Genomic DNA, 18,484 nt, shown 5'->3' with positions numbered 1-18,484 from the left:
AGGTTCGGACTCAGACTCTAGGTTTTCCTACTTCTCTGTCGATTTGAACTTGACAAGCAAACTACCCCATTAGCCCCCTCCTATAAAGCTTTCACCATCCCGCCATCGACTAAAATTGAGCTTCCGGTCACGTAGCTGCTGGCATCAGATGCAAGGAAAGTGACGACGTTCGCAAATTCTTCCGGCGTACCGTACCTGCGCAGCGGAATGCTGCTTTTAGCCCTTTCCACCACTTCTTCTTTGGTGATATTCTGCCGGTCGGCATTATGCTGATCCAGATAATCAACGCGGTCGGTCGCAATTCTTCCCGGAGCTACTGTATTGATTAAAATATTATAAGCTGCCAATTCCTCTGAGAGTGTTTTGGTCAGTCCGACAATCCCAAGCCGGAATGTATTGGATAGCAGAAGGCCCGGTATCGGCTGCTTAATGCTTGATGATGCTATATTAATGATCCTGCCGCCGTTTTTCTTTAATTCAGGAAGTGCTTCACGGATCAGCCGGACATGGCTTAATAGATTTAGCTGAAACGCTTTTTCCCAGTCTTCATCTGTTAAGGTTTCAAACGTTCCCCCGGGAGGCCCTCCGGCATTGTTGATTAAAATATCAATTCCCCCAAGGGTTTCTGCTGTATGCTTAATCAGGCTTTTAATATCCTCAGGGTTCGTTACATCTGCGCGGTAATACTCAACATCGGCATTGAATTGTTCACGGAATTCCTTTTGAACGCTCTTAAGTTTGGCTTCGTCCCTGCTTGTTATCATTACCTTAGTGCCTTCTTTTGCAAGCTGTGCCGCAATTGCTTTTCCGAGGCCCTGGCTTGATGCCACGACAAGCGCAATTTTATTTTTCAGGTTTAAATCCATGATCGTTTCCTCCTATTGTTTTATGCAAAGTGCCATCCATTCATCCACTTTAAAGGATTGGACCTTGCCTTCATGAAGTTCAATTTGAAAATAATCCGCAGCAGCCTGATCAGCCTGCAGAATATACTCTTCGACTGCCCTGATCTGTTCATCACTTTCAGCCGTCCGCCTCACCCAGGAAGGGAATTCGAAGGTTTTCTTCCTGCTTTTCGTGTTCGTTTCATTTAGTCCCGAAGCAGCAAACAGCTTTCTCCACTCTGCCTTAGACAAACACCGGCAATGACTGTCATCCCGCAATTTTTCAACAGTGTTCATATAGTCTGCGAGCTCTTTTTCATCGGGTGATACATTATCGACTAACAAAAAGCTTCCCCCTGGCTTTAATACCCTGCCAGCTTCAGCAATGAACTTCTCCGGATGGGGAAAATGGTGTGGCGCAATCCGGCAGGTGACAGCATCAAAGGACTCATCCAGAAATGGCAGAGCTTCCGCATCTGCAACGATATACCAGATATTTTTATAGCTTTCCAGGTGGCGTGCGGTATTCACCAGCATTTCTTTTGTCAAATCAGCTGCGAAGACCTGGGAAACAAATGGCGCCAGACTTTTGGCCACATGCCCGCCGCCTGTCGCGATATCCAGCACCACCCAATCCTCCTGCGGATTCAGAGTTTGAACGAGCTGATGTAATTCAGCGGCATCTCCATGAATTTTGCTTGTAACATATTTTTCTGCGTTTTTACCGAATGTATTTTGTACCTTTTTCTTGATCTCTTCCTTTTCCATATGTAAACACCACCATCAAAAATTCGCCTATACTACTTATTTTCTATACAAATCCCTATTATCCTGTCAGTTTAATAGAAAAAGAGCCTGCCACTTGATTAATGGCAGGCTTCCGATTATCTTGCAGGTACAAGAATAAGCTTTCCTTTTGTTTGCCGCGACTGCATCCGCTCATGCACTTTGGCAGCATCTTCTAGAGGGTGAACTTCTCCAATGGTCAGCTTCAGCTTTCCCTTGGCTGTGTAAGATAATAATTCCTGCATGCTCGGCTGCAGCAACTCCGGTTTCCTCATAATCTGCGGCAGGAAAAATCCGATGACCGATTGGTTCCGCCCCATTAAGGAAGAAGGATAAAACCGGCTCTGCTCCCCGCTTGCCACACCATAAATGACCAGGCGGCCAAAGGTGGCAAGGCATTTCAGGGTTTTATTAAAAATTTCCCCGCCTGCCATTTCGAGTGCTACATTCACACCTTTTCCGCCAGTTGCTTCGAGTACTTCATTTTCCCAGCCTTCATTTGTATAGTTGACGAGGACATCGGCTCCCATTGCTTTTGCAAGCTGCAGTTTTTCATCAGTGCTGGCTGTAGCAATGACATTCCCGGCCCCGAATAATTTTGCAAGCTGAACGGCAAGTGTTCCCACTCCTCCCGCGGCTGCATGGATAAGGACACTTTCACCCGCTTCAAGCCGGCCCATCGTTTTCAAAATATGATAGGCACTCAGTCCTTGCAGGGGCAGTGCCGCAGCAAGATTGAAATCCAGTCCTTCCGGCAGCGGAATCAGACCCCTTTCATCGGCTGTAACATATTCCGAGTAGCCGCCTGATTCAATTAGCGTCACAACCCTGGTGCCGACGGGAATACTCGCCTCTTCACCTGCTGCTGCGACCACACCTGCCACCTCTGCACCTGGAATGAACGGCAGAGGAGTCGGTACCACATACTGCCCTTCTCTTCTTGCGGTATCGGCATAGTTCACTCCAATGGCATGCACTTCGATTAAAACATCCCGGCCGGCCGGCTTCGGCCGGTCCATTTCGATTACGTTAAGAACTTCAGGTCCCCCATATTCTTTGAATTGAATGGCTTTCATTTTCAAACACTCCTTCTCTATATTTCTAGCAGCAATATTCGCCCTTTTCATAAACAAGCTCAGCTATTCTCCGGTTCCTGGCACTTTCTTTCCCAAAGGAGCTGAACCTGCTGCATTCCCGGATGACTACTCCGATCAGCGCATCCCTTTTATCATCTGAAGCCAATTCTGACACCAGCTGGCGGGATAGCCTTTCTGCTTCCCAAATTGCCCCTTCCAGAAAAGTCCTGGACAGCTGAATTTTCAATTCTTCTTTTTCTTCGCCATTTTTCAGAATGACTTTGAAAGTCCGATAAACAGCTGATTCTGCTGCATACAGGGCAATGGCGAGATCCGCAAGCTTCATTAGGGCTTCCTGTTCATGAACAAGGGTATCGCCAAATGCTTCATAAGCGAGTCCTGCATTCAGCAGGAACAGGTTTCTTATTGTATCAACCGCTGCTCTTTCTTTCTCAAAAATCGCCGGCCTGATTGGAGCAGGTTTGCTCAACTGAACAACAGCCTCCTCAACTCTTGCGGCTAAATCAATTTCACCCTTTAGTGCTTTACGGAAAAGGTGTGTAGGAATCAGCAGTCTATTAATCTCATTTGTTCCCTCAAAAATACGATTAATGCGGGAATCCCGATACATTTGTTCCACACCGTATTCCTTGATGAATCCCGCTCCGCCATGAAGCTGCAGTGCTTCATCTGCCGTAAAATCCAGTGTTTCCGAGCCAAACACCTTACAGATCGCACATTCTGTGGCATATACGCTCATTCTTTTTCCAATAAGCTTTAAATCAGTTGAATAATATAAGTCTCCCAGCGATTCTTCCAGCAGGCTTGCGGTGCGGTATTGCAGTGATTCAGCAGCATAAATTCTGGCTGCCATCTTCGCCGTTTTTTCTTTCGTAGCCGGGAAATCTGCAATCGATTTTCCAAATTGTTTTCTTTCACCTGTGAATTGGAGGGCTTTCTTCAATCCTGATTTTGCTGCCCCCATGCAGGCAGAACCTAAATTGTAACGGCCCAAATTCAAGACGTTCAAAGCAATGATGTGGCCCTTGCCTACTTCCCCAAGCAAATTTTCTGCAGGCACAGGACAATCTTCAAAAATGACCGACCTGGTTGAAGATCCTTTGATGCCCATCTTATTTTCTTCCGGGCCAAGGGATAGCCCCGGAGTGTTCCGTTCGACGATAAATGCGGTAAAATGCCGGCTGTCCACTTTGGCATAAACAATGAATGTGTCAGAAAAGACAGCGTTCGTAATATAAATTTTGGTGCCATTTAAAATATAATGGGTTCCTTCTTCATTCAGAACGGCCGTAGTCTGTGAGGAAAGAGCATCAGATCCTGCGTTCGGTTCTGTCAGGCAGTAAGCGCCAATGTACTCCCCAGAGGCAAGCTTCGGCAAATACCTTTCTTTTTGCTCAGTCGTTCCGAAGTAAGTAATCGGCAGGGTCGCAATGCAGGTATGGTTGGAGTGGGCTACCCCGTAACCGCCTGATGAGGCAATGTTTTCACCGACGATTCCCTTGCTGATTTTATCCAGGCCCAGACCGCCGTATCTTTCGGGAATGCTATGGGCAAGCAGACCAAGTCCGCCCGCCTTCCTCAGTAAATCCGTAACCAGCTCAAAATCCTGGTTTTCGATCCGTTCCTTTTCAGGCTGAACCACTTTTTCAGCAAATTGTTTAGCCGTTTTTCCGATTAAGATATGCTCATCTGTAAAATCCTCGGGTGTGAAAAGTGTTTCAGGATTAAGCTTTGCGAACAAAAAACTCGCACCGCGATTGGCTGTGTTTACTTTTTCCATATACGGATTCACTCTCCTTAGCATCTATTCATTTCAAATTTTCTCATCTGCAGCCTGTACAGCATGTTTCAGGAGTACTTTAACGAATCGATTGAATTGTGAAAATCGAGGATCAGATGTTTGGCCATTCTTGTAGCGATAATAGATTTGCTGGCAAATGACGGCCAGCTTGAAGTAAGCAAAAGTTAAATAAAAATTCATGCTGCCGAGATCACGCCCAGTCTTTTTCGCATATGCCTCCATAAATTCTCTGCGGGAGTAAAAACCGCTAAGAACGGTTACCGGGGGTTTTCCTAAACCAAACTTGAGCAGATCGGGATCGTCTCCCTGTATCCAATAGCTCATCGCTGCACCAAGGTCTGCAAGCGGATCGCCTGCCGTGGCCATCTCCCAATCGAAAAGGCCTGTCATTTCTGTAAAATCCTCATTGAACATTGCATTGTTCAGCTTATAATCATAATGGATGATGGCGGGATCGGGACTTACCGGGATATGGCGGTTCAGCCACTTTTTAAGCATATCCGCTTCAGAAACTTCATCCGTTTTTGCCCGATCATACCGGCCAATCCAGCCATGCACCTGCCTATCCATAAATCCATCAGGATTGCTGATTTCGGCTAATCCGGTTTTCTTATAGTCAATGGAATGAAGTTCGGCAAGTTTATCAACCATAATTTCGGACAGCCTGCCGCATATTCCCTCGTCCGGTTCCATTCCTTCAGGGAAGGAGGTATCTAAAACAACTCCATGCCGCCTTTCCATAATGAAAAACGGTGCCCCTGTGATTTCACTATTCTGCGTAAATAGGAGCGGCTTTGGGGCTTCCTTGAAGAAAGGGTGGATTTCAGAAATCACTCTGAATTCCCTCTCCATGTCATGAGCTTTCGGAGCGACCGGCCCAAGCGGCGGCCGGCGGAGTACGGCTTCCCAATCTCCTATTTTCAGCTGATATGTCAGATTGGAGTGACCTGCAGAGAACTGCAGAATATCGAGAGGTTCATTTGGAAGATTCCCGATTTCAGTCCGCAGGAATTTTTCCAATTCAACGGTATTCAATTGCTCTCCTTTTCTAACGGGAATGGTATCCTTGCTCATTTGCTTCGGCATGTGGTCCTCCTCTTTATCGCAGTCTAACGGGCAGTAAGACCCCCACTTCAAGACTCAGAGGAATCGAAGGAGGATAAGTGGAGAGTCAAACTGCCCGTAAGGCCCGATTAGTTCACCTAACAATCAGTGGGGGATAAGGAAAACCCTCACTGATTGAAGTTTCACTTTATAGGAAAATGAATTTATGTTTCTATTAAATTTTGGTTTAAACCTTCCCTAAGAAAATCAGGTATAACAGCACTTTCCTGGTTGGCGAAATCAAAAAAGACGATTACGGCGCTCCCTCTGGCAATAAGGTTGCCTGTCTGGGTGCAGACAATTTCATGATCCAGCTGAAAGCTTTTGCTGCCAATCCTTGATACCCAGGTTTTTACCGTAAGGATTTGGTTGAAATATCCCTGGCTTAGAAAGTCGCACTTGGTGGAGGCCAGGATAAAACACCATTTTTTCACATCCATGGTGTAGCCAAGTGTCTCAAAATATTTCACCCGTGCTTCTTCAAGGTAAATAAAATAACTTGTATTGTTGATATGGCCAAGTGCATCGGTCTCACAAAACCTTACTGTTACCTGCATTTCATGCATGATGACACCCCTTAACTCTTCACCTTATTGGGAGAATATTCATACCATCCATTACCTGTTTTTCTGCCCAATTCTCCCTTAGCCACTTTTTCGGCAACACAGTCAAATGGTTTATCTGCAGGATCTCCTGTCTCGCGATAACGTTGATCCATTACATAATAGGCGACATCCAGTCCGGATAAATCCATGAGCTCAAAAGGGCCGATTGGGTGATTCAAGGCTTTCCGGCAGATGATATCGATATCTTTATAATCTGCAATCCCTTGTTCATACAAAGCCACTGCCTCTTTTTGCAGCGCACCTAGAATGCGGTTTGCGACGAAGCCGGAAATTTCTTTTTTCAGCAGGACGGCAGTTCTATTAATCTTTTTACAGACTTCCATCGCTATTTGTGCCGTTTCTTCAGATGTCTGTTCACTCATGACTACTTCCACACAGTCCATCACGAGAGGAGGGAAAAAGAAATGCATATTGACGGCTTTTTCCGGCCGCTCCGTTTCACCAGCTATTAAACTATTCACGATGGTTGAACTATTGGTCGCAAAAATGGCATGTGGAGGAGCATGATGCTCCAGTTTCCTGAAGACCTCTTTTTTTACATCAAGCTTTTCGGTTACTGCTTCAATGATCAAGTCGGAGTTCCTTACACTTTCTTCAAGGCTGGCGGAAAAGCGCAGCCTATTAAATGCAGAGGCTTTAGCATCTTCAGCTAGTTTGCCCTTGGAGACCCATTTAGACATAATGGTTTGAAGCTTTGCTTCAGCATCCTGCAATGCGTTTTCGTTCAGATCCTGGATAATCGTTTCATAACCTCCCAGCGCACACAGCATTCCGATCTGGTGGCCCATCTGCCCGGCACCGATAACGGTAATTTGCTTAACATCATTTGCATTCATCTTTTCTCCTCCTTATACTGACCAGTTGGTATGTCTTAAAAATTATGTTTTAATAGATTGTTATACCTTATTTATACTGCCCGTTGATTTCCGCTGCAGTCACTTGCTTTCCGCGGGGAGGAACGGGAGCCTCCTCGGCTTCGCCTGTGGGGTCTCCCGCTCCCTCTCCTCCCGCAGGAGTCAAGTGTCTTCCGCTACAATCAACTCAGTATCTTAAAATATAGTTCCCGTCCTATGCTGTCACCTACTAAATAATAGAGACAAAGAAGAATCTTTATTTTCCCTACTTTAAAAGAATTTCGATTTACATCTCAATCCCCTTTAAGATCATTTCCGTAAATATCTCCGCCACTTCCCGGTCAGATATAGATCCATCCGGATTGAACCACTGATAGCTCCAGTTGGTGACGCCCAGGATGCCAAAGGCAATAATCGGAGAGTTGAGATTTTCACGGAACTCTCCGTTCTGTTTGCCTTCTTCGATTAACTTTTCGATATTCAGCCTGAACTGATCTCTTTTCGGAATGATTTCCGATAAGCTAGCGTCACTGAGGTTGCGCATTTCCCTAAAAAAGACTTTCGCGCTGGCTCCCTGTGTTTTAATATTGCTGATCAGCATTTGAACAATCGCAAAGAGTTTGTCTTTGCTGGATTTTGAATCATCCCCGAGAATTTCGTGCTGAAAGGCCAGCATGTCATCAATGTAGCGAAGATGGATGTCCATCAGAAGCTCTTCTTTGCTGGAAAAATAGTAATAAAACGTCCCTTTCGTCACACCGAGGCTGTCGACTATATCCTGAATCGATGTCTCGCTGAATCCTTTCTGATCAAATAGCCGGATGCTCTTTTCAGTAATTTTTTCTTTCAATGTTAGTCCCCGCTTCTGTTAGTAAATATCGACAGAATTATAACATATAAATCAGTGGTTCCGAACCTCATCCCGCAAAGCCCGCCGAAGGATTTTCCCGACATTTGTCTTTGGGAGCTCCTGGCGGAATTCAACGGCCGATGGGATTTTATAGGCAGCCAGGTTCTGCTTGCAGTATGAAATGATATCTTCTTCGGTCGAAGTTTTGCCAGCTTTCAGGACGACGAAAGCTTTTACTGTTTCACCCCGGTAGGCATCCGGGACGCCAATGACTACGGCCTCCTGGACAGCCGGATGCTCATAAAGCACTTCCTCAATGTCACGAGGATAAATATTATACCCTCCTGCAATGATCAAGTCTTTCTTGCGGTCGACAATATATAGGAATCCATCTTCGTCCATTCTCGCAATATCACCGGTGTAGAGCCAGCCATCCCGTAAGGTAACCGCTGTCTCCTCAGGCATATTCCAATAGCCTTTCATAATTTGCGGGCCCTTGATTATAACCTCACCCAATTCTCCATTCGGGACCTCTTCAGTACCTGTGGCCAGATCGACTATTTTATAATCGGTTGAAGGAAAGCCGATTCCGACACTTCCAGGCTTTCGTTCTGAAAAAGGCGGATTGCAGTGAGTTACTGGGGAAGCTTCGGATAAACCATAGCCTTCAAGTATTTTTGCCCCTGTCTTTCTTTCAAAATCGCGCAGCAGTTCGACAGGCATTGGCGCGCTTCCGCTATTGCACGTTTCAATGCTGTCAATGCCATATTCCTCTGCACGCGGATGATTGGTGATGGCCACATACATGGTTGGAACACCTGGAAATACAGATGGCTGCTCATTTTTAATCGTATTCAGCACTTCCTCCAAATCAAAGCGAGGCAATAAAATCGATTCATTGGCCGTATAAATGGCAAAGTTCATGCATGCTGTCATGCCGAATACATGGAAAAGAGGTATGACGGTTAAGAATTTTTCCCCGCCTATTTCCGTTCTATCTTTAAAAAATTCATAAGACTGTACCACATTTGCGAGAACATTGTAATGGGTCAGCATGGCTCCTTTTGACCGTCCGGTTGTTCCGCCCGTATATTGAAGAACGGCAATATCCTGCTGTGGCTCAACGTTGACCGGGGTGTATTGTCCATTGCCTTCCTGTAAAAAACCTTCGAATGTTTTGTCAGGTGAAAAATCTGCTTTTGTTGGCTGCAGACTGACAATGACTATATTTCTAACCTTCGTTCTGCCTTGAACACCCTTAACACGAGGATACAGGGCATCAAACACGACAAGGGTTTCAGCACCTGAGTCATTCATGATATGCTCGATCTCGCGTTCAACCAGCATCGGGTTTACTTGAGTAACAATCGCTCCTGCTGCAAGTATTCCATAATAAGCAATCACATAGTGAGGACAATTGGGCAGCATGATGGCAACACGGTCGCCTTTTTGAAGGCCATTTTTTTGCAGAGATGCAGCAAATCCATAGACGGCTTTTTGAAGTTCCGCGTAATTCATCTTTTGGCCATAAAAAGATAGTGCAATATTTTGCGGATACATCGCTGTCACTTCCTGAAGCATCTCAGGCATCGATTTAACCGGAATCGTTACCTCGGCTGCAATTGATTCAGGATATCGGGCATGCCAGGTTTTCTTCTCGCTCATAATAATCCCCTCCAAAATTTGCTCATTTTACATGGCGTGTGTTCCGCCATCCACAATTAATACGTCTCCTGTTACATAATTTGAAGCATTGGAAGCCAGAAACAAAGCGGCCCCTTTCAGATCATCCTCAGAACCGAAGCGTCGGAGAGGTGTTGCCTCCAGAATGGGGTTTCTTCCCTGCTCCATAATCGCTGATGACATTTTAGTAGGAAAAAAGCCTGGCGCGATGGCATTCACATTAATATTGTATCTGCCCCATTTTACTGCCAGATCCTTTGTCATCGTGATGACGGCCCCTTTGCTGGTGTTATAGCCGATTGTATCCATCACCCGGGGGTCAGTGCCCCCAAGTCCGGCAACAGAGGCAATATTAATGATTTTTCCTGCCCCTTGCCCGATCATGACCTTGCCTGCAGCCTGGCTCATTAGAAACGTCCCTGTCACATTTACATTGATGACTTTTTGCCAGGCTTCAAGCGGCATCTCCTCGGCGGGGGCTCCCCAAGTGGCCCCGCTGTTGTTGACAAGAATATCGATAGCTCCAAATTCCTTAACCGTTTCTTCAACCACTTTCCGGACATCTTCCTGTTTGCTGATGTCACAGGGAAGCGCTAATGTTTTCACACCAAGTGCTGCAAGGCGGTCAGCGGTTTCCTGACATGCCTCCACCTTTCTTGAACAAAGTACGACATTTGCCCCTGCCTCGGCTAAGCCTTCAGCAATCTGGGCACCCAGCCCACGCCCGCCTCCGGTAATCAGTGCAGTCTTCCCGGTCAGGTCAAATAGTTCCATCACATTCATGAATTTTTCAGCTCCTATTGGTATTTTTTCAATTCAAGCTTAGCAACCTGTGCCCGGTGTACTTCATCAGGCCCATCTGCCAATCTCAGCGTTCTGGCATTTGCCCACAATGCGGCAAGCGGAACATCCTCACTCACTCCTGCTGCTCCAAACGCCTGGATTGCCCGGTCAATCACCTTAAGGGCCATGGATGGCGCCACAACCTTAATCATAGCAATCTCGGTTTTTGCCGCTTTGTTGCCGGCTGTATCCATCATATGGGCCGCTTTAAGCGTTAATAGTCTTGCCTGTTCAATTTCAATCCGGGAATCGGCTATCCATTCACGGATGACTCCCTGGCTTGCGAGCGGTTTTCTAAAGGCAACGCGATTTTGTACACGCTTACATAATTCTTCAAGAGCACGCTCTGCCGCCCCGATCAGCCTCATGCAATGATGGATGCGCCCCGGACCAAGCCTGCCCTGTGCAATGGCAAACCCTTTTCCATCTCCCCAAATGATATTTTCAGCCGGAACTCTGACATTCTCGTATGTAATTTCAGCATGACCATGGGGAGCGTGATCATAGCCAAACACCGGCAGCATCCTCTCTATTTTCACTCCAGGGGTATCCATAGGAACGAGAATCATCGATTGCTGTTCATGACGGCTGGCGTCCGGATCGGTTTTTCCCATAACGATCGCTATCCGGCACCTCGGATCTCCCGCACCGGAAGACCACCACTTCCGACCATTGATGACATACTCCGCACCTTGTTTTTCAATTCGCGCTTCAATATTTGTGGCATCAGAGGAAGCCACATCCGGCTCTGTCATCGAAAAGCAGGATCGGATTTCCCCTTCTAAAAGCGGCTTCAGCCACTCATTCTTCTGCTGCTCCGTGCCGTATCTTGCGAGCACTTCCATGTTTCCGGTATCAGGTGCATTGCAATTAAAGATTTCCGGTGCGATTATTGAACGCCCCATTATTTCGCAAAGCGGCGCATATTCAACATTTGTAAGGCCTGCACCATAGTCGCTATCCGGTAAAAACAGATTCCATAATCCAGCTTCTTTTGCTTTGTTTTTCAGCTCTTCCATAATCGGCGGAATAGCACTCCAGCGGTTTTCCTGTTCATTCAATTGCTGTTCATATAAAGCTTCGTTCGGATAAACGCTTTCTTCCATAAACAAATGTAATTTCCTTATGAGCTGCCGCACTTTTGGTGTGTATGAGAAATCCAAATTTCTGTCCCTCCTCCACTAACTGACCGGTCGGTATGTTACAAGTTTAGTATAAACAATCTCAGAAATTAATCAATCTATTTTCAGAAAATTTATTTTTTTGCATTCCCGGCTGTTTTTGAATAAAAGAATAAGGAGGCTGACGCAATTGTCAGCCTCCTTGCTAATTTGCAGCCCGAGCGCGTTCTTTTTCCTTTATTAACCCAGCTCCCATGAGTCCTATCAGTGAAAAGATGACCGGAATAATAAATCCGTACTGGTAGCCTGCTTCAAATGTATCTAATACTTTTCCGAATATAAATGGCAGCAGAACTGCGCTCAGAAAGCCTCCGGTGTTGGCAAATCCTGAAACGACACCTACATCCCGAATGTCAAATGATTTTCTGACAATCGCGAACGTCAGCGTACTTGCTCCATTTCCATAGCCCATGATCAGGAAAAGAACAATCAGGAGCGGGTATGGAGGCTTACCCTGAAATAATAGAAAAGCTGCCCATCCAAGGACTGCGATTGAGTGGGCAAAAAGATAAGGACGTTTGATGCTGCCCATCCGGCCAGATATAAAGCTCATTAAGGGAGCACCAATAATGGCACCAAATAATCCGATCATAACAAGCTGGCTGGAATCCGAACGGCTCAGGCCATATATGTCCATGCCATACGGAACAGCCCACGATCCGATGAAACCAACATAAGTGCCGACCAGGCCAAAATGACAGAAGAACGTGGCCCAAGCCTGACGATCAGAAAAAATTCTCTTTAATATGCTTGCTGTTTTTTCTTTTGGCTCTTTCTTATCTTTGGTTTTTTTAGGCTCCATACCCATTCGTGAAGGCTGCCAGATTAAAATGATATATAGCAATACGGCAAGGATGGTCAAAATAATTCCGACTGCCAAAAACGGAATGCGCCACCCCCATATGGAAATCCAATTGGAAAATGGCACAGTCGCGAGCAAAAATCCAAAGCTTCCGGACATGCCTGCAAAGCCAAGCAGCTTCACAAATTCATTTACCTTAAACCATCTGCCTAAAATGATGACAACATTAATCCAAATCGTCGCATCACCTATTCCGACCAGCATCCTGGCTGCGAAAAGGATGTATTCATTCGCGGCAAAACTGAATAATAACGTCCCTATTCCGTTTAGAAGAGTTCCGGCAATTAAAAATACATTAGGGCCAAAACGGTCGGATAATATTCCAATGGGGACCTGCAGGCTCGCATAGGCAAAAAATTGGATGCTCGTCAGAAGCCCAATGGCCGCAGCTGTCACGCCGAACTCCTTCATTAATTGATCAGTAATTAGACCAGGTGCTGTCCTTTGGCTCACAATCAAAAAGTATGTAAATAAAACCGCGCCAAAGACGAGCCACCTGTATTTGCTGTTATGTTTCTCCACTGCCCTCTGCTCCTACTTTTATAATGAATAACCTCCATTATACCCTAAAAAAAGGCACCTGTCCCCCACCGCGTTAAAGCAGTGGACTGACAGGTGCCTTTGGCATGGTTATTCTTTTACAAAATCCTTTGTGCTTCTTACTGTATCGATCGGACGGACATAGCTTTCGATTTGGTCCCTTTTCGGCTCAAGGAAAGGCGGCAGTGACAGCTTTTCCCCAAGTGTTTCATAAGGCTCGTCACCCATGAATCCAGGTCCATCCGTTGCGAATTCAAATAAAATCTGCGGAGCAACCCGGGAGTATAAAGAACCGAAGAAGAAGCGGTCGACAAACCCTGAAGTCTGGAAACCAAAGCCTCTCAAATGCTGATCCCATTCCTCGAGAACAGATTTATCTTCCACGCGGAATGCAGCGTGATGAACGGTTCCGTAGCCCTGGCGCGCTTGAGGAAGAGATGGGTTATATTCCACTACCACCTGTGCCCCATTACCGCCTTCACCCACTTCGAATAAATGGAAATCTCCTTCTTGAGCTATTTCCTTAAAGTGCAGCACTTTTTCCATCATTTCCTTAAAGTAATCAAATTGAGCAACCCTTACAAATAGCGGTCCCAGACCGGTGATCGCATATTCGAGCGGGATTGGCCCTTTCTGCCATGGTATTCCGGATGGAACTCCTTTATTGGCTTCATCCGAAATCAATTGGTATTTTTGATCATCGAAATCTGTGAATGACAGAGTTTTCTTGCCAAACTGCTCCTGAATGCCTGAATGAGGGACCTCTAAGCGGTCAAACCGCTTTACCCAATATTCGAGCGCTTCATCTGTCGGAACCCGGAAGGAGGTTTTCGAAATTTCGTCTGTTCCGTGAGAGCCCTTCGGAATCCCTGGAAAATCAAAAAATGTCATATCCGTTCCCGGACTTCCTGTATCATCTGCAAAAAATAAGTGATACGTTTGAATATCATCCTGATTGACGGTCTTCTTTACTAAACGCATTCCTAATGTATATGTGAAAAACTCATAATTTTTTTCTGCACTGCTTGTGATGGCTGTAACATGATGAATGCCTTTTAATTGATTCAAGTGGACTTCCTCCCCTTTGTTAACTATCTTAAAATAAAATATCTTTAATTCGAGATAATTTTACTTTATCACGGTATATTGCTGTTGTCAATATTACCTGGGGCCTTAGAAAAAGGATTTAATAATGTCTTCCTCATGATTGCATTCCTTACAGATGTATTCGATTTCCAGTGCATCTTCCCTGGCGATGTGGACCGTTTCTTTTCCGCAGACTTCGCAATATCTTTTTTCCGTAACTTCCTTCATTATTCCATCTCCTGTTCATGTGCCGTTTATCGCAGTTTAACTGGCAGTAAGACCCCCACTGATTGAAGTTTCACTTTATCTTGGTTTAACCAGAATTTTGATTTCTAAACGCAAAAAAACCAGCTCCCATTGGGAACTGGTTTAATTACAGTATGTACAGCCGCCATTGCCGTAAATAATGATAAGAAAGTTTTAAACCACCACTCCTCAAAGTGGGTGTTCGCAGAAACATTCCTGCCTGTCCTCCTTGTCATATAGACGGAGGCCTGTCATTCCCGTTTCAATGTAAAACTCCCTGTTACAGCTTAAAGGTTAAAACTTTATTATGATTACGAACAATGCAGCTTGTATTTATATATTAACGGATGCCGGCGGATTTTTCAATGGGCATGCTCAGTCTTAGAATATAATCATTATATTATTTTTAAGTGTTCTTTTAAGTGCTCCATGGCGACCGTTTTCTCCTCACTCTTCAAAAGTGGGCTCATATGTATTTCCCCCTGCCAATTTAGCCCATTTTGTAATACATTTCCCACTTTTAACAAATACTTTTTAAATAGAACGAATGAATAGGCGGTGGTGCAGTATGGACGGTGGAAAATTTACTTTTTACCTGGATGAGAAAGAGATCGAGGCAAAACCGGGTCAGTCGATTTTTGAGGCGGCGCGGGATCATAATCACTTTCTCCCGGGGATCTGTTCTTCCCAGCCGGATTTAGGGGTTGGCGTCATCCAGACTTGTGATACGTGTTATGTAGAAATTGATGGGGAACTGAAAAGGTCCTGTGCGACTATGGCCGAGCCAAATCTAACAGTAAGTTCGGTGTCGGAGCTGGCCAAGGAAGCTCAGCTTGAGGGAATGTCCCGCATTTTGAAAAATCATGAGCTTTATTGCACGGTTTGCGATAACAATAACGGAAATTGTGTAGTGCATAATACAGCTGAGCATTTTAAGATTGAGCATCAGAAGTATGAATTTAAGCCAAAGCCCTACCCTCAGGACACATCAAATCCCTTTTACCGGTATGAGCCGGATCAGTGCATCCTTTGCGGCCTCTGTGTGGAGGCATGCCAGGATCTGCAGGTGAGCGAGGTGCTGAGCATCTCCTGGGACCGGGAGCAGCCGCGTGTGATTTGGGATAATGATGTGCCGATCAATGAATCCTCCTGCGTATCCTGCGGGCATTGTGTGACAGTGTGCCCCTGCAATGCATTAATGGAGAAATCGATGCTCGGCAAAGCCGGCTATCTCACGAATATTCCAAAGCCTCTTCTTGAGCCGATGATTGATTTAACGAAAGAAGTTGAGCCTGGCTATAAAGAGATTTTTGCTATATCCAATGTAGAGGCAGCGATGCGGGAAGCCCGTATTAAGCGGACCAAAACGGTCTGCACATATTGCGGAGTCGGCTGCAGCTTTGAGGTTTGGACGAAAGACCGGGAAATTCTCAAAATCCAGCCGTCGCCTGAAGCCCCTGTTAATGGGATTTCAACTTGTGTAAAAGGAAAATTCGGCTGGAGCTTTGTAAACAGCAAAGAGCGCCTCAACAAGCCCCTAATCAGAAAAGGCGAAAAATTCTATGAAGCGACATGGGATGAAGCTCTCTCTTTGATTGCAGAGAAATTCACTGGCATAAAAGAAGAATATGGGCCGGATGCGCTCGGCTTTATCGCATCTTCCAAGTGTTCCAACGAAGAAAACTATCTGTTCCAGAAGCTTGCCAGGGCTATTTTTAAAACGAACAATATTGATAATTGTTCCCGATACTGTCAGACACCTGCCTCCATGGGGCTCATCCGCACTGTGGGCATTGGCGGGGACTCCGGTACGATGAAGGATATTGCAAGCTCTCAATTAATCATTGTTGTCGGAGCGAACCCTGCAGAATCACATCCTGTTCTCGCAACACGAATTAAACGGGCACATAAATTGGCAGACCAGAAGCTGATTGTTGCCGACCTTCGGAAAAATGATCTGGCGGACCGGGCTGATTTGCATATCCATCCGAAACCGGGCACGGATCTTGTATGGCTTTCGGCTGTAACGAAATACTTTTTTGACCAGGGCTGGGAAGACCGTGAATTCCTTAACACGCGTGTGAATCAAGTGGATGAATACAAAAAGTCCCTTGAAAAATTCACGCTGGAATATGCGGAAGAAAAAACCGGAATCGCAAAAGAAACATTGATCAAAATGGCTGAGATGATTCATGTTGCAGAAGGCACATGCATTTTATGGGCCATGGGTGTAACCCAGCACTTAGGCGGCACAGATACAAGCACCGCGATTTGCAACCTGCTTTTAGTAACAGGCAATTTTGGCAAGCCGGGTGCGGGCGCCTACCCTCTGCGCGGTCACAATAACGTGCAGGGTGCGAGTGATTTTGGGACAATGCCTACCTGGCTTCCGGGATATCAGCCAATTGAAAATGACGAAATACGCACCCGCTTTGAACAAGCCTGGGGCACAGAACTTCCAATAAACCCTGGTCTCAACAACCATCAGATTGTAGAAGCCATCCAGGCTGGCAAAGTAAAGGGGATGTATCTTTTTGGCGAAGAAATGGGACTTGTGGATTCGAATATCAATTATGTTCACGAAGCCTTTGAAAAACTGGATTTCTTTGTGGTGCAGGATATTTTCTTTTCCAAGACGGCCCAATTTGCGGATGTGATTCTGCCGGCAGCGCCAAGCCTTGAAAAAGACGGAACCTTCACAAATACGGAGCGGCGTATCCAAAGATTCAACAAAGTTTTCGAGCCTCTTGGGGATAGCAAACCGGATTGGCTCATCTTTCAGGAGCTTGCCAACAAGCTTGGCGCAAACTGGCATTATAAAGACCCAGGTGAAATCATGGATGAAGCTGCTAAGCTTTCGCCTGTTTTTGCCGGCGTCAGCTACAAGCGGCTTGAAAACTGGGAAAGCCTTGTTTGGCCTGTCGCTCCTGATGGTACTGATACGCCATTGCTTTACAAGGAAAAGTTTCATTTTCCGGATGGAAAAGCCCGCTTAATTACTGTGGATTGGACTCCGCCTTTTGAAGCCGGAGAGGAATATGACCTTCATTTGAATAATGGAAGAATTCTGGAGCACTTTCATGAAGGCAATATGACCTATCAATCCGAAGGCATTTCCTATAAGGTGCCGGAGCTATGGCTGGAGGTTTCTCCTGAGCTGGCAGACGAACGGAATATCAAAACCGGCAGTCTTGTGCGTCTCACCTCCCCTTACGGCCAAGTCAAAGTAAAAGTGTGGGTGACAGATCAGGTTAAGGGAAAAGAACTGTATTTGCCGATGCATACAACAGAAGGAATGGGAGCAGTCAACAAGCTGACCAGCAGCTATCATGACAAAATTACGCATACGCCGAACTACAAGGAAATGCAGGTGAAAATGGAAGTGCTGGAACGGGACGGCGATTCACCGCTTCCTCATCACAACTTCAGGTTTGGCAACCCGCAGCCGCATATTGGCGTCGAAACAGAGAAAAAATGGAGCCGGGACGACTTCATCTCCATTCCGGAAATGCTGAAAAAGGAGGGTATCTACGATGGCGAAAGCGATCAAGCAAATTGAACTGGTTCAGCCTTCGGCCCAGGAAGAACAAGCGCAGGATATAGCAGGTCTAATAACGCAGCTTAGCCAGAACAGGGAGGCCATCTCAAGTGCCATCGATATTATCGGACAGCTTCAAAAGTCTGGAATACTTGATATTATTCAAGGATTTCTGCATTCGAAGGAAAAAGTGGCTGCGATTGCGATTGACCAGGTTAACCAGCCGAACATGCACAATATCATCCGCAACGGTTTTAATACGGTCGATTTTCTGGGCTCCCTCGATCCCCAGCAGATGAATATCATGATGAGTGCTGTCACGAAAGGCCTTGATGAGTCGGCAGAAGTGATGAAAAGGAATGAAAAGACCGGTGTGCTTGGGCTTATGAAAGCCTTGCGCGATCCTGATATAAATCTGGCCATCAATTCTATGCTCGGCTTTCTAAAAGGAATGGGCAGGGAAATGGGCAAAGAGCACAGTCATTATAAAACAGGAGAGTGAT

Annotated in this window: 16 protein-coding genes and 1 other RNA gene; 2 read left to right on the top strand and 15 right to left on the bottom strand. The window is 45.8% G+C overall.

Annotation, left to right across the window (positions count from 1 at the left end; translation table 11 throughout):
• Nucleotides 1-80 precede the first annotated feature (80 nt).
• The 15 genes from PBF_RS11410 to ssrS form a co-directional block, all read right to left on the bottom strand.
• On the bottom strand, nucleotides 81-866 hold the full coding sequence (locus tag PBF_RS11410; protein ID WP_035329890.1) for an SDR family oxidoreductase: 786 nt from the start codon (nucleotides 864-866) through the stop codon (nucleotides 81-83).
• A gap of 12 nt (nucleotides 867-878) precedes the next feature.
• A complete protein-coding gene (locus PBF_RS11405) occupies nucleotides 879-1,652 on the bottom strand; it encodes a class I SAM-dependent methyltransferase (protein ID WP_035329889.1) in 774 nt (257 codons plus the stop codon).
• A 116-nt stretch (nucleotides 1,653-1,768) separates the two neighbouring features.
• On the bottom strand, nucleotides 1,769-2,746 hold the full coding sequence (locus PBF_RS11400; protein ID WP_035329888.1) for a quinone oxidoreductase family protein: 978 nt from the start codon (nucleotides 2,744-2,746) through the stop codon (nucleotides 1,769-1,771).
• Between the two features lie 25 nt (nucleotides 2,747-2,771).
• Nucleotides 2,772-4,547 (bottom strand): acyl-CoA dehydrogenase family protein, encoded by a 1,776-nt coding sequence (locus tag PBF_RS11395; protein WP_035329887.1) that lies wholly within the window; start codon nucleotides 4,545-4,547, stop codon nucleotides 2,772-2,774.
• A 33-nt stretch (nucleotides 4,548-4,580) separates the two neighbouring features.
• A complete protein-coding gene (locus tag PBF_RS11390) occupies nucleotides 4,581-5,654 on the bottom strand; it encodes a phosphotransferase family protein (protein ID WP_200870034.1) in 1,074 nt (357 codons plus the stop codon).
• Nucleotides 5,655-5,836: 182 nt separating this feature from the next.
• Complete coding sequence (locus tag PBF_RS11385; RefSeq protein ID WP_035329886.1) at nucleotides 5,837-6,238, bottom strand: acyl-CoA thioesterase; 402 nt, start codon at nucleotides 6,236-6,238, stop codon at nucleotides 5,837-5,839.
• Between the two features lie 11 nt (nucleotides 6,239-6,249).
• On the bottom strand, nucleotides 6,250-7,134 hold the full coding sequence (locus PBF_RS11380) for a 3-hydroxyacyl-CoA dehydrogenase family protein (RefSeq protein ID WP_035329885.1): 885 nt from the start codon (nucleotides 7,132-7,134) through the stop codon (nucleotides 6,250-6,252).
• Nucleotides 7,135-7,438: 304 nt separating this feature from the next.
• Nucleotides 7,439-8,002 (bottom strand): TetR/AcrR family transcriptional regulator, encoded by a 564-nt coding sequence (locus PBF_RS11375; RefSeq protein ID WP_035329884.1) that lies wholly within the window; start codon nucleotides 8,000-8,002, stop codon nucleotides 7,439-7,441.
• Nucleotides 8,003-8,053: 51 nt separating this feature from the next.
• The gene (locus tag PBF_RS11370) at nucleotides 8,054-9,667 is read right to left on the bottom strand and encodes a long-chain-fatty-acid--CoA ligase (protein WP_035329882.1); all 1,614 of its coding nucleotides are present in this window, start codon (nucleotides 9,665-9,667) and stop codon (nucleotides 8,054-8,056) included.
• Nucleotides 9,668-9,694: 27 nt separating this feature from the next.
• Complete coding sequence (locus PBF_RS11365) at nucleotides 9,695-10,468, bottom strand: SDR family oxidoreductase (protein ID WP_035329881.1); 774 nt, start codon at nucleotides 10,466-10,468, stop codon at nucleotides 9,695-9,697.
• A 14-nt stretch (nucleotides 10,469-10,482) separates the two neighbouring features.
• The gene (locus tag PBF_RS11360) at nucleotides 10,483-11,691 is read right to left on the bottom strand and encodes an acyl-CoA dehydrogenase (RefSeq protein ID WP_035329879.1); all 1,209 of its coding nucleotides are present in this window, start codon (nucleotides 11,689-11,691) and stop codon (nucleotides 10,483-10,485) included.
• Nucleotides 11,692-11,854: 163 nt separating this feature from the next.
• A complete protein-coding gene (locus tag PBF_RS11355; protein WP_035329878.1) occupies nucleotides 11,855-13,093 on the bottom strand; it encodes an MFS transporter in 1,239 nt (412 codons plus the stop codon).
• Nucleotides 13,094-13,201: 108 nt separating this feature from the next.
• On the bottom strand, nucleotides 13,202-14,179 hold the full coding sequence (locus PBF_RS11350) for a ring-cleaving dioxygenase (protein WP_035329877.1): 978 nt from the start codon (nucleotides 14,177-14,179) through the stop codon (nucleotides 13,202-13,204).
• A gap of 105 nt (nucleotides 14,180-14,284) precedes the next feature.
• Nucleotides 14,285-14,425, bottom strand: coding sequence for a hypothetical protein (locus PBF_RS26475; RefSeq protein WP_175609081.1), 141 nt, complete (start codon nucleotides 14,423-14,425; stop codon nucleotides 14,285-14,287).
• Between the two features lie 153 nt (nucleotides 14,426-14,578).
• Nucleotides 14,579-14,775, bottom strand: a non-coding RNA gene (ssrS, locus tag PBF_RS25160) — 6S RNA.
• Between the two features lie 236 nt (nucleotides 14,776-15,011).
• Here ssrS and fdhF point away from each other — a divergent pair.
• Complete coding sequence (gene fdhF / locus PBF_RS11345; protein WP_035329876.1) at nucleotides 15,012-18,002, top strand: formate dehydrogenase subunit alpha; 2,991 nt, start codon at nucleotides 15,012-15,014, stop codon at nucleotides 18,000-18,002.
• A complete protein-coding gene (locus PBF_RS11340; RefSeq protein ID WP_035329875.1) occupies nucleotides 17,977-18,483 on the top strand; it encodes a DUF1641 domain-containing protein in 507 nt (168 codons plus the stop codon). Before fdhF ends, PBF_RS11340 begins: the two co-directional genes overlap by 26 nt.
• Nucleotide 18,484 lies beyond the last annotated feature (1 nt).

Origin of the sequence: Cytobacillus firmus DS1 (assembly GCF_000565285.1) — a bacterium.
GTDB classification, from domain to species: domain Bacteria; phylum Bacillota; class Bacilli; order Bacillales; family Cytobacillaceae; genus Cytobacillus; species Cytobacillus firmus_A.
This window is presented reverse-complemented; position numbering and strand designations above follow the sequence as displayed.